The following is an 11,520-nucleotide window of genomic DNA, read 5'->3' on the forward strand; positions in this document are numbered from 1 at the left end:
CGGGGTATCAACTAATCTGGCGTTGATTTTTGGCACGCTGTTGAGTTCTCAAGGAACGGACGCTTCCTTTGTACTCACCCTCTCGGGCTTTCCTCCGGGCTTTTCCCTTCGGTCTTTCGTGTTTCCAGCTTAGCAGATCCGATTTCCGTTTCTGCCACCCGCTGGAGCGGGCTGCCGGGCTGTTCTTCGCTTTCGCGTTTCCCTTTCCGACGATTCCGACTTTATCAGATTCATTTCGGCCGACCTAATCGGTGGCTTCGTGATTCGAATAAGGAATCGGGGTGGCTCCGTGGAAATCAACTTCCCGACCGGAGCAAGAGAGATTCTAGCTGCTGGCCTTCGAACTTGTCCAGTCCGAGGCAACCGTTCAAATCTACCTCCCCACATCGACCGTGTCAACGGCTTTTTGTGGGCGAAGAGGAGACTAGCAGGTCAGCGGTGTGGTCCGCACATCAGGCAGCCGTCGGCAGGGCTGCACTGCGGTCCGCCTCCTCGACGTCGCCCGTGTCACCCGTTCGGGCCGCACGGCCGCCCAGGACGTAGACGTAGATGAGAAATGCCAGTTCAGCGGCGACACCGATGGCGATGCGTGCCCAGGTCGGAAGGCCCGACGGAGTGACGAAGCCTTCGATGAGGCCCGAAAGGAACAGGACCAGGGCCAGACCGATCGCCATTCCCACGGCCGCGCGGCCCTGCTGGGCGAGGGCGTCACGGCGGGTCATGGGGCCAGGGTCGATGAGGGTCCAGCCGAGGCGCAGTCCGGTGCCGGCGGCGACGAAGACCGCGGTCAGTTCGAGGAGGCCGTGCGGGATGAGCAGGCCCAGCATGATGTCGAGGCGTCCCGCGGAGGACATCAGGCCGATGGCCATCCCGAGGTTCAGCATGTTGAGGAAGAGGATCCAGAGCACCGGGACACAGAGGAACGCGCCCAGGACCAGGCACATGGCGGCGGCCTGGGCGTTGTTCGTCCAGACCTGGGCGGCGAAGGAGGCCGCCGGGTGGTTGGAGTAGTACGTCTCGTACTGGCCGCCCGGGCGGGTCATCTCGCGCAGTTCGGCCGGAGCGCCGACCGCGGACTGGACTTCGGGGTGCGTGCCGATCCACCAGCCCATGACGGCCGCGAGGAGTAGGGAGAGGACGGCCGTCGGGACCCACCAGTGGCGGGAGCGGTAGACGGCGGCCGGGAAGCCGGACGTGAAGAAGTCGGTCACGTCGCGCCAGGAGGAACGACGGGTGCCGGTGACCGTGGCGCGGGCGCGGGCCACGAGCTGGGTGAGCCGGGCCGTGAGCATGGGGTCCGGGGCGGCGGACTGGATCAGCGAGAGATGGGTGGCCGTCCGCTGATAGAGGGAGACGAGCTCGTCGGCCTCGGCGCCGCTGAGCTTTCCGCCTCGGCGCAGGAGGTGGTCGAGGCGGTCCCACTCGGCTCGGTGGGCGGTGACGTAGACGTCGAGGTCCATGATCGGCTGCTGCTCCAGGCACTGGGTGCGTACGGGTCCGTACTACTGCGGCGCGCTGCGGGTCAGCTTGGCAGACTGTCGTACTGAGGGGTCGGGAAGGCCGGAGAAGGGTGGGCGCCGTGAGCGGGGTTGTGACGGGGGATGCCGTCGTACTGGGGTTGCAACCGGCGCGGCTGCCGAGCCGGGCTCTGGCGCTGGTCCTCGATCTTCTGACGGTGTGGGCGGTCTATCTGCTGATCACGGTGGGGCTGGCGATGGCCACCGCCTCGCTGGACGAGGCCGCGCAGATGGCGATCTCCATCGCCTCGTTCCTGCTGGTGCTGGTGGGGGCCCCGATCGCGGTGGAGACGCTGTCGCACGGGCGGTCGCTGGGGAAGCTGGCCTGCGGGCTCCGGGTGGTGCGGGACGACGGTGGGCCGATCCGGTTCCGGCATGCGCTGGTGCGCGGGGCGATGGGGGTCGTGGAGATCCTGATGACGTTCGGGGTCGTCGCCTGCATCGCGTCGCTGGTGTCGGAGCGGGGGCGGCGGATCGGGGACGTGTTCGCGGGGACGCTGGTCGTACGTGAGCGGGTGCCGGCGGCTCGGAACGCGGTCGTTCCCCCTCCTCCGCCGTGGCTCGTGGGTCGGTTCGCCGAGCTGGATCTGTCGGCGGTGCCGGACGCGCTGTGGCTGGAGATACGGCAGTACCTGACGCGGATGCGGCAGTTGGATCCGGGCGTGGGGCGGCGGCTCGCGGAGCGGCTGGCCGATGAGCTGGTGACACGGACCGGAACGCCTCCCCCGCCGGGGGTGCCCGCGGCGGCTTATCTGGCCGGGGTGGTCGCCGAGCGGCAGGCTCGGGAGGCTCGTCGGGCGTTCGCCCCGGCGGTGCCGGGCGCGGGTGGGCAGGTTCCCGGGTTCGCGGCTCCGGTGGTGCAGCCGGTGAGCCCGGCTCCGGCTGCGCGTGTGGAGCCGGTCGCTCCCACTCCGGGGCCCGTGGCCCCTTCCGTCGTGGCGTCGGAGGTACGTGATTCGGGGGCGTCGACCGGGTTCGCGCCGCCGGCCTAGGGCCAGACGGACGGCGGGGTTTCGAGGGCTTCGAGTTCGATGCCGGGGGCGGAGAGCACCACGTCCCCGGCGATGTGGAGCGTGTGCTGCTCCCCTGTGTCCAGGGCGTTGACCTGGTACTCGTCCACGATCAGACGGCCGTTGTCAGTGGCGTGCGTTTCACTGTTCACCAGGGCCCAGGACTGGTCGGTCGTGAGGGGGGCGAGCACGGGATCCGTGAAGGCGACGAGCCTGACGCGGGTCGCGGGGGAAGCGGGGGTGAGACGCAGGAGTCGCGTGATCGCGACGAGGAACGCCGGTGAGGTGCCGGTGAAGGCATGGGCGCGCACATTGCCTTCCGTGGCGTGGGTGCCGGTGGGGTCGGTACGGACCCAGGTGACGCCGTCGAGGGCGGCGCCGCGGACCTGCCAGCTCGCGGCGTGGAGTTCGAGGCGGATGGGGCGGCCGAGTTCGTCGATGGCCAGGTCGACGGAGCCGGCGTGTTCGCCGGAGGGGGTGGTCGTCTGTGAGACGTAGCGCCAGCCGGAAGGGCCGGGCGCGCAGTTGAAGTGCTCTTCACCGAGGGGGGTGTGATCGTGCGGATCATGGAGCGAATAGCGGCCGCGGGGCATGGGTCCTCGGGGTGCTTGCTGGGGCGATAGACGAGGCAGGCCCCCGGCACGGGGGTGCGGGGGCCTGCCTTTTCCTCTACGGGTGACCGGGTCGGGCGCGCGTCAGTGCACGGGCGCCGTCGGTCCCGGCATCAGTAGCGGTAGTGGTCCGGCTTGTAGGGGCCCTCGACCTCGACGCCGATGTAGGCGGCCTGCTCGGGGCGCAGGGTCGTGAGCTTCACGCCGAGGGCCGCGAGGTGGAGACGGGCGACCTTCTCGTCGAGGTGCTTGGGGAGCACGTAGACGTCGGTCGGGTACTCCTGCGGCTTGGTGAAGAGCTCGATCTGGGCCAGGGTCTGGTCCGCGAAGGAGTTCGACATCACGAAGGACGGGTGCCCGGTCGCGTTGCCGAGGTTCAGCAGACGGCCCTCGGAGAGGACGATCAGGACCTTGCCGTCGGGGAACTTCCAGGTGTGGACCTGCGGCTTGACCTCGTCCTTGACGATGCCCTCGATCTTGGCGAGGCCGGCCATGTCGATCTCGTTGTCGAAGTGGCCGATGTTCCCGACGATGGCCTGGTGCTTCATCTTGGCCATGTCGGAGGCCATGATGATGTCCTTGTTGCCGGTCGTGGTGATGAAGATGTCGGCCGTCTCGACGACGTCGTCCAGGGTCGCGACCTGGTAGCCGTCCATCGCCGCCTGGAGGGCGCAGATGGGGTCGATCTCGGTGACGATGACGCGGGCGCCCTGGCCGCGGAGGGACTCGGCACAGCCCTTGCCGACGTCGCCGTAGCCGAAGACGACCGCGGTCTTGCCGCCGATGAGGACATCGGTGGCGCGGTTGATGCCGTCGATCAGGGAGTGGCGGCAGCCGTACTTGTTGTCGAACTTCGACTTCGTGACGGCGTCGTTCACGTTGATCGCCGGGAAGAGGAGGGTACCGGCCTGGTGCATCTCGTACAGGCGGTGGACGCCGGTCGTGGTCTCCTCGGTCACGCCGCGGATCTCGGACGCCAGCTGGGTCCACTTCTGCGGGTTCTCGCCGAGGGTGCGGTTGAGGAGACGGAGGATGTGGCCGTACTCCTCGCTGTCCGCGGTGGACGGGTCCGGGGCGGAGCCGGCCTTCTCGAACTCGACACCCTTGTGGACGAGGAGGGTGGCGTCACCGCCGTCGTCCAGGATCATGTTCGGGCCGCCGGTGGGCGTGTTCGGCCAGGTCAGGGCCTGCTCCGTGCACCACCAGTACTCCTCCAGGGTCTCGCCCTTCCAGGCGAAGACCGGGACGCCGGCGGGGGCCTCGGGGGTGCCGTTCGGGCCGACGGCGATGGCCGCGGCGGCGTGGTCCTGGGTGGAGAAGATGTTGCAGGACGCCCAGCGGACCTCGGCGCCGAGGGCGACCAGGGTCTCGATGAGGACGGCGGTCTGCACGGTCATGTGCAGGGAGCCGGTGATGCGGGCGCCGGCGAGGGGCTGCTGCTCGGCGTACTCGCGTCGGATCGACATCAGGCCGGGCATCTCGTGCTCGGCGAGGGTGATCTCCTTGCGGCCGAAGGCGGCAAGGGACAGGTCGGCGACCTTGAAGTCCTGCTGGGTGGCGGCAGTCGTCATGACTGGGCTGCTCCTCGTGGATCGAGTTCGAGGGTCGGTAGGGCGCCTGACACCGCGATGTGGCGTGCGCGCGGGCATACGAATGCCCGGGTACTCCCGCGGTGCAGTCGTCGGAGGCCCTCTCTCCCTCGGCCGGTCCGTGCGGACCGCCCGACCGCCATCAGCAGCGACGTCTGGCTGGTCACGAATCTACACCGATCAGTGCGGCGACCCACAGTCCGCCTGGTACTGGGATCGGCCGGATTCGGCCTCGACAGGGGGTCGAGAGGGTGGATGGCCCCGAGGCGCGCGAAGGGCCCGGGGTCGTGGTGACCCCGGGCCCTTGTGGTGCGGGTCCAGGCATGGGGGCCGCTCGTCGTGGGTCGTGCCCGCCCTCCCCCGGACCTGCGGAACGACTGCCCGTGACAGGGCGGCCTGTCAGTGGCCCGGGCCGCCCGGGGACTTGGCCGGGTTGATGCCGGCCGCCGCGGCCGACTCGTTGTAGATGTCCGGCTCCAGGTAGATGACCCGGGCGATGGGGACGGCCGTGCGGATGCGCTCCTCCGCCGCGTTGATGGCCGCCGCGACCTGGGAGGCCGTCTCGTCGGTGCGGACGGCGATCTTGGCGGCGACGAGGAGCTCCTCGGGGCCGAGGTGGAGCGTGCGCATGTGGATGAGGCGGGTGACGGTCTCGCCGTCGACGACCGCGGCCTCGATCTTCTTCACGTCCTCGACGCCGGCGGACTCGCCGAGCAGCAGCGACTTGGTCTCGGCGGCGAGGACGATCGCGATCAGGATGAGCAGGACACCGATGCAGAGGGTGCCGATGCCGTCCCAGATGCCGTCGCCGGTCAGGAGGGCGAGGCCGACGCCGCCGAGGGCGAGGAACAGACCGACGAGCGCGCCGAGGTCCTCCAGGAGGACGACCGGGAGTTCGGGCGCCTTCGCGCGGCGCACGAACTCCTTCCAGGACTGGTTGCCGCGGATCGCGTTCGACTCCTTGATGGCCGTACGGAAGGAGAACGTCTCGGCGATGATCGCGAAGACGAGGACGCCGACCGGCCAGTACCAGGCCTCGATGGGGTGGGGGTGCTTGATCTTCTCGTAGCCCTCGTAGACGGCGAACATGCCACCGACCGAGAAGAGCACGATGGAGACGAGGAAGGCGTAGATGTACCGCTCGCGGCCGTAGCCGAAGGGGTGCTGCGGGGTCGCCTCCCGCTTGGCCTTCTTGCCGCCGAGGAGCAGGAGCCCCTGGTTGCCGGAGTCGGCGAGCGAGTGGACGCTCTCGGCCAGCATCGAGGACGAACCACTGAAGAGGAACGCCACGAACTTGGCTACCGCGATCGCGAGGTTCGCGGCGAGTGCCGCCACGATCGCCTTGGTTCCGCCTGACGCGCTCATGGGTGTACGTGTTCCCTTCGTCGGTGCTCCGGCTCTGTCGCCGCCATACGGCCGGTCATTGTTGCATCAGGCGACGACGGTGGCGCGAAACACCGTTCCCGTACCGGACAGTTCGGTCGTTTCACCCGCCGGTACGAAAACCGACTCGCCGGGCGCGAGGGTCACTTCGCCCGCCTTGGGCCGGCCCGCGACGGCGAGCAGGATCTGCGGGGTGCCGACGGTGATGTCGGTGGGCGCCGCGCCCTCCGCCCGTACGAAACGGGACAGGCGGAACTCGTCGATCGGGGTGTCGTAGACCTCTTCGCCCGTCGGGGACGCCTCGGGGCGCAGGACGGCCGGGTCGTTCGGCTCGAAGCGGACGACCCGCAGCAGCTCCGGGACGTCGACGTGCTTGGGGGTGAGTCCGCAGCGCAGCACGTTGTCGGAGTTGGCCATGATCTCGACGCCGAGGCCGTCGAGGTACGCATGCGGCACCCCGGCGCCGAGGAAGAGGGCTTCGCCGGGCTGGAGTTGGACCGGGTTGAGCAGCATGGCGGCGATGACGCCGGCGTCGCCCGGGAAGTGGTGGGCGAGGGTGGCGTACGGGGCGTGGGCGCCGCCCAGGCGGGTGGCGGCGGCCGCGGCCTCGGCGACGGTGTGCGCCATCTCGTCGTGGTCGGCGGTGAGCAGGGCGGTCATGACCTCGCGCAGCGCCGCCTCTTCGGGGTGGGCGTGCAGTAGGTCGACGTACGGCTTGAGGGAGTCGACGCCGAGTGCGTCGATGGTCTCGGCGGCCTCGATGGGGTCGCGGAAGCCGCACAGCCCGTTGAACGGCGTGAGGGCGCAGATCAGTTCGGGCTTGTGGTTGGCGTCCTTGTAGTTCCGGTGCGGCGCGTCGATGGGGACGCCGGCCGCCTGCTCGGCGGCGAATCCGGCTTTCGCCTGGTCGAGGTCGGGGTGGACCTGGAGCGAGAGCGGGGCGCCGGCGGCGAGCACCTTGAAGAGGAAGGGCAGGTGCGGGCCGAACTTCCCGACGGCCGGTGCGCCCAGTTCGCGTACGGGATCGGCGTCGATGACCTCGTTGAGCGGTCCGCGCTCCGTGCGGGACGGGGCGCCGGGGTGGGCGCCCATCCACATCTCGGCCTGGGGCTCACCGCTGGGGGTGGTGCCGAGCAGCTCCGGGATGGCGGTCGTGGAGCCCCAGGCGTAGGGGCGGACGGTGTTGACGAGGCGGTCCATCGAACGATTCCAGCTTTCCTCAGTGCGGGAGGTGGGTCGGCGGAGTGTCTCAGCGGGTGGTGTCCGTGGGGTGTCTCGGCGAGGTCTTCCGGGATACGGCCACGTACGGCGGGATGCGGCGGGACCGGGCGTCGTGGGTCAGTGCTGCGGGGTAATGCCGGCCGAGGCCAGGGCGAGGTAGACGGCGGCGAAGTCGGTGACGGCGAGCAGTTCCGCGAGGGTCTCCAGGTCTCCGCCCTCCTCCGGCTCCAGCTCGCTGATGGCCGTGCCGTGACTGAGCGCCAGTTCGCGGGCGGCGGGCGCAGCGGTCAGACCGCCGGCGTCGGCCGGGCGGTCGCGCAGCAGGACGACCCTGGCGCGCAGGGCCTGGGCCTCGTCGACGCGGTCGCGGAAGAAGTCGTCGGGGTCGGCGCCCGCGGCGTAGTCGCCGGCGAGCAGCACGCCGTGGGCGGGCAGCGCCTCGGGCAGTTCGGCGGCGAGCGCGGGCAGTCCGGCCAGCTCGGCGAGGACGGCGGCGAACCGGCGGCCGACGGGGCCCGCGGCATCGCCCTCGGTCCAGATCAGCGGCAGCGAGTCGGCGAGTTCGGCGGCGAGCGTCTTGGCCGGGTTGCTGTACGTGGCGATGGCCGGCCCGCAGCGTTCGGCCGTGCGGTCCAGGCGGTCGGCGACCTTCTCCAGCGTCTCGGACGGCGCTTCGACGAGGCCGACCCGGTCGAGGAGCGCGAGCAGCGGGGTGAAAAGCGCCCACAGGGAGCCGGGTCCGGCCGCCAGCCGCTCCTCGTACTCCTCGGCGCTCTCGTGCGGGGCCATCGCCATGGGCACGAGCAGTCCGCGGGGGCCGCTGACGGCCTCGGCGAGGGGGGTGTTCCTGGGGGCGACGGCGACGACCGTGATGCCGCGGCGGTACGCCTGCTCGACGAGGAGGGCGAGTCCGGGTTCGGAGCCGTCGGTCGTCGGGATCAGGAGCAGATCCACGGAGCCGGCCCAGCCGGGGAGGGCCCAGCGCAGGGCGCCCGCGGCGGGGGCGACGCCGGTGGGCTGGAGGCGGATGACGGGTGCGGAGGCGCCGGCGAGGGCGCCGACCAGGTCGGCGACGCCGGCGGCCGCGGTGCCGGGGCCCGCGACGAGGACGGAGCGGGGCCGCCCCTCCGGGCTGAGTTCGTCGATGCCGGCCTCGGCGGCGTGCCGGGCGGCGGTCCGTACCCGCGCGCCTGCCTCGGCGGCGCCGCGGAGCAGGCCGCGGCGGTCGGCGAGGGCGAGGGCGTCCGGTGCGTCGAGGAGGGTCTCGTCCAGCATGGGGCCTCCGGGGGCGGGGCGGGGCGGTGCGGGTGCGGCCGGTGATGTGCGCCCGGCCGTCGGCCGGGTCCTGGTTCCCTACCCGCCCCACCGGGGTTCGGATCTTCCCGAGGGTGGGCGGCGCCGGCCTTACGCCGGGCGGCGGGCCTCGTCGACCAGGAGGACGGGGATGCCGTCGCGGACCGGGTAGGCCAGGCCGCAGTCGTCACCCGTGCAGATCAGCTCGGGGGTCTCGGCCGCCGTGCGGTCGTTCAGCGGCGCGTGGCACGCCGGGCAGGCCAGGATCTCCAGGAGGCCGGCTTCGAGCGGCATGAGGTTTCCCTTCGAACAAACGGTGGTGGTGCTGCCCTTTGGGCCAGGTCAGCCTACCGCCGGGGAACGGGCCGCGCGGCTCGGCCGCCCGGCCCGTCGCCCGGGGGAGAGGGTGTCAGCCCGTCGCGCGGATGAGGGCGAGCACCTCGTCGCGGACCTTGGCCATGGTGGCCTCGTCGCGGGCCTCGACGTTCAGGCGGAGCAGCGGCTCGGTGTTGGAGGGGCGCAGGTTGAACCACCAGTCGTCCGCCGACACCGTCAGGCCGTCGAGCTCGTCGAGGGTGACGCCGTCCTGGTCCGCGTACGTCGCCTTGACCGCGGCGGTGCGGCCGGCCTGGTCGGCGACCGTGGAGTTGATCTCGCCGGAGCCCGCGTAGCGGTCGTACGACGCGACCAGCTCCGAAAGCGTGCCGTCCTGGCCGCCGAGGGCGGCGAGCACGTGGAGCGCGGCGAGCATCCCCGTATCGGCGTTCCAGAAGTCCTTGAAGTAGTAGTGCGCGGAGTGCTCGCCGCCGAAGATCGCGCCCGTCTTCGCCATCTCCTCCTTGATGAAGGAGTGGCCGACACGGGTACGGACCGGCGAGCCGCCCTTCTCGCGCACGACCTCGGGGACGGACCAGGAGGTGATCAGGTTGTGGATGATCGTGCCGCCGGGGGTCTTGGCCAGCTCGCGGGCGGCGACCAGGGCCGTGATCGCGGACGGGGAGACCGCCTCGCCGCGCTCGTCGACGACGAAGCAGCGGTCGGCGTCGCCGTCGAAGGCGAGGCCGAGGTCGGCGCCCTCGGCCCTGACGCGGGCCTGGAGGTCGACGATGTTCGCCGGGTCGAGGGGGTTGGCCTCGTGGTTCGGGAAGGTGCCGTCCAGCTCGAAGTACATCGGTACGAGGTCCAGCGGGAGACCCGCGAAGACGGTGGGGACGGTGTGGCCGCCCATGCCGTTGCCCGCGTCCACGACGACCTTGAGGGGGCGGATCGCGGTGAGGTCGACCAGGCCCTTCAGGTGGGCCGCGTAGTCCTTCAGCGTGTCCCGCTCGGTGATGGTGCCGGTGGTGGGGGCGGCCGCCGGGGCGCCCTCCTGCGACCAGCGCTCCACCATGACGCGGATCTCGGAGAGGCCGGTGTCCTGGCCGACGGGCGCGGCGCCGGCGCGGCACATCTTGATGCCGTTGTACTGCGCCGGGTTGTGCGAGGCCGTGAACATCGCGCCCGGCAGGTCGAGGCTGCCGGAGGCGAAGTACAGCTGGTCCGTGGAGCAGAGCCCGATCAGGGTGACATCGGCGCCGAGGCGGGCCGCGCCACGGGCGAAGGCGCCCGAGAGGCCCGGCGACGAGGGCCGCATGTCGTGGCCGACGACGATCGCGTCCGCACCGGTCACCCGGACGAACGCGGCGCCGAACAGCTCGGCGAGCGTCTCGTCCCACTGATCCGGCACCACCCCGCGGACGTCGTACGCCTTCACGATCTGCGACAGATCAGCAGCCACGGAACAACCCTCCTGAAACCTCGAACCTCGGCACGCGTGTGCGGCGCGTGTGCCACGCGTGTACGGCGTGTGCGGATGCCCAACCTACCGGGGCCCGCCGAGGGGAGGGCAGAGCGCCTTGCCGGGCGGGAGCCGCACGGGGGTCCGGCGCGGGCTGTCGGGAGAGGGGTCTCGCTCAGGCTGCCCGGAGCGGGGAGCCGCGCTCAGGAGTCCGGGGAGCGGAGGACGCGGAGGTGGCCGCGGCGGCCGACCTCCACCGGGTCGCCGCCTCGGCCGCCGCCCTTGCCGCCGGCCTCGGCCGTGCGCTGCTGGGGGCGTGCCGCTTCCCGTACCGCGTTGGCGAGGGCTTCGAGGTCGTCGCCGCTCGGGCGGGCCGGGGCGGAGGGGTCGGAGAGCCGCACGACCTCCCAGCCGCGCGGCGCGGTGAGGCGCTCGCTGTGTTCGGCACACAGGTCGTAGCAGTGGGGCTCGGCGTAGGTGGCGAGCGGGCCGAGGACCGCAGTCGAGTCGGCATAGACGTACGTCAGTGTCGCGACGGCAGGGCGGCCGCACGCGGTGCGCGAACAGCGACGTACAGGGCTCACGACGTTGGACGGTACCGCACTCTTGAGCGGGCCGCGACGACTCTCCACCAGGTCACTCCACCGTGTCGCGGTGTGACGTCGGACACGGGCCCGCTTCGGGCGGCCGTCCTGACCTGCGCGTAAGGAGGGGAACGGGGGTGGGGACGGTCGTCGATCCGGACAACGGTCGACAGGAATCCGGTCAACCACGGCCAGATGGCCGATCGCGGGAGCCCATGGAATCGCGCTCGCGCCTGGCCGGAACGTTCAACTAACGACAGCCCGGGTCCGGCGCGCGGCGAGGAGGTCCGTGTGCGCCACGGTCGACGGGCACCGAGGAGAGTTACGCTGCGTCAGTGATGGACAGTCCTGTGCCGCCGAACCCCTCGTCCCCTCCGCCCGAGCCCGATGCGGCGGAGTCCCGTCCGGTTCCGGTGGAGCCGCGGACGCGCCGGCGCGACCGGCACGGCCGCGGTATGCGCGGGCCGGTGCCGCCGCCGCCGGTTGCGGTGTCGGCGACCCCGGCCGACACGATCCGCGATATAGTCCTTGAATC

At 71.2% G+C, this 11,520-nt stretch carries 10 protein-coding genes; 1 reads left to right on the plus strand and 9 read right to left on the minus strand.

The genetic code is table 11. From position 1 onward, the window contains the following. Window positions 1-452: 452 nt before the first annotated feature. On the minus strand, window positions 453-1,460 hold the full coding sequence (locus ACFVZW_RS30055) for a stage II sporulation protein M (protein WP_384527755.1): 1,008 nt from the start codon (window positions 1,458-1,460) through the stop codon (window positions 453-455). Window positions 1,461-1,579: 119 nt separating this feature from the next. Here ACFVZW_RS30055 and ACFVZW_RS30060 point away from each other — a divergent pair, with 119 nt between their 5' ends. Next, window positions 1,580-2,509 (plus strand): RDD family protein, encoded by a 930-nt coding sequence (locus ACFVZW_RS30060; protein ID WP_384527758.1) that lies wholly within the window; start codon window positions 1,580-1,582, stop codon window positions 2,507-2,509. Here the strand turns inward: ACFVZW_RS30060 and ACFVZW_RS30065 are convergent. The 8 genes from ACFVZW_RS30065 to ACFVZW_RS30100 all read right to left on the minus strand — a co-directional run bounded on the left by ACFVZW_RS30065 (window position 2,506) and on the right by ACFVZW_RS30100 (window position 11,033). Then, window positions 2,506-3,120, minus strand: coding sequence for a hypothetical protein (locus ACFVZW_RS30065; protein ID WP_384527761.1), 615 nt, complete (start codon window positions 3,118-3,120; stop codon window positions 2,506-2,508). The genes ACFVZW_RS30060 and ACFVZW_RS30065 overlap by 4 nt on opposite strands. Before the next feature lie 131 nt (window positions 3,121-3,251). After that, window positions 3,252-4,709, minus strand: coding sequence for an adenosylhomocysteinase (gene ahcY, locus ACFVZW_RS30070; protein WP_384527764.1), 1,458 nt, complete (start codon window positions 4,707-4,709; stop codon window positions 3,252-3,254). A 417-nt stretch (window positions 4,710-5,126) separates the two neighbouring features. Beyond that, window positions 5,127-6,092 (minus strand): cation diffusion facilitator family transporter, encoded by a 966-nt coding sequence (locus tag ACFVZW_RS30075; RefSeq protein WP_384527767.1) that lies wholly within the window; start codon window positions 6,090-6,092, stop codon window positions 5,127-5,129. Between the two features lie 66 nt (window positions 6,093-6,158). Next, complete coding sequence (gene manA / locus ACFVZW_RS30080) at window positions 6,159-7,310, minus strand: mannose-6-phosphate isomerase, class I (protein ID WP_384527770.1); 1,152 nt, start codon at window positions 7,308-7,310, stop codon at window positions 6,159-6,161. 138 nt (window positions 7,311-7,448) lie between these two features. After that, complete coding sequence (locus tag ACFVZW_RS30085) at window positions 7,449-8,606, minus strand: SIS domain-containing protein (protein WP_384527773.1); 1,158 nt, start codon at window positions 8,604-8,606, stop codon at window positions 7,449-7,451. A gap of 129 nt (window positions 8,607-8,735) precedes the next feature. After that, the gene (locus ACFVZW_RS30090; RefSeq protein WP_189550595.1) at window positions 8,736-8,918 is read right to left on the minus strand and encodes a Trm112 family protein; all 183 of its coding nucleotides are present in this window, start codon (window positions 8,916-8,918) and stop codon (window positions 8,736-8,738) included. Between the two features lie 115 nt (window positions 8,919-9,033). Continuing rightward, window positions 9,034-10,401 (minus strand): phosphomannomutase/phosphoglucomutase, encoded by a 1,368-nt coding sequence (locus ACFVZW_RS30095; RefSeq protein ID WP_384527776.1) that lies wholly within the window; start codon window positions 10,399-10,401, stop codon window positions 9,034-9,036. Between the two features lie 203 nt (window positions 10,402-10,604). After that, window positions 10,605-11,033: a DUF3499 domain-containing protein gene (locus tag ACFVZW_RS30100; protein WP_384527779.1), complete on the minus strand. Its 429-nt coding sequence runs from the start codon at window positions 11,031-11,033 to the stop codon at window positions 10,605-10,607. Between the last annotated feature and the right edge of the window lie 487 nt (window positions 11,034-11,520).

The sequence above is a fragment of the Streptomyces sp. NPDC059567 genome (genome assembly GCF_042735655.1).
Taxonomy (GTDB): Bacteria; Actinomycetota; Actinomycetes; order Streptomycetales; family Streptomycetaceae; genus Streptomyces.

What these genes read in the sequence shown, in the direction of transcription:
- ACFVZW_RS30055 (WP_384527755.1), bottom strand. Translation starts at nt 1,460, where the DNA reads ATGGACCTCGACGTCTACGTCACCGCCCACCGAGCCGAGTGGGACCGC.
- ACFVZW_RS30065 (WP_384527761.1), bottom strand. Translation starts at nt 3,120, where the DNA reads ATGCCCCGCGGCCGCTATTCGCTCCATGATCCGCACGATCACACCCCC.
- ahcY (WP_384527764.1), bottom strand. Translation starts at nt 4,709, where the DNA reads ATGACGACTGCCGCCACCCAGCAGGACTTCAAGGTCGCCGACCTGTCC.
- ACFVZW_RS30075 (WP_384527767.1), bottom strand. Translation starts at nt 6,092, where the DNA reads ATGAGCGCGTCAGGCGGAACCAAGGCGATCGTGGCGGCACTCGCCGCG.
- manA (WP_384527770.1), bottom strand. Translation starts at nt 7,310, where the DNA reads ATGGACCGCCTCGTCAACACCGTCCGCCCCTACGCCTGGGGCTCCACG.
- ACFVZW_RS30085 (WP_384527773.1), bottom strand. Translation starts at nt 8,606, where the DNA reads ATGCTGGACGAGACCCTCCTCGACGCACCGGACGCCCTCGCCCTCGCC.
- ACFVZW_RS30090 (WP_189550595.1), bottom strand. Translation starts at nt 8,918, where the DNA reads ATGCCGCTCGAAGCCGGCCTCCTGGAGATCCTGGCCTGCCCGGCGTGC.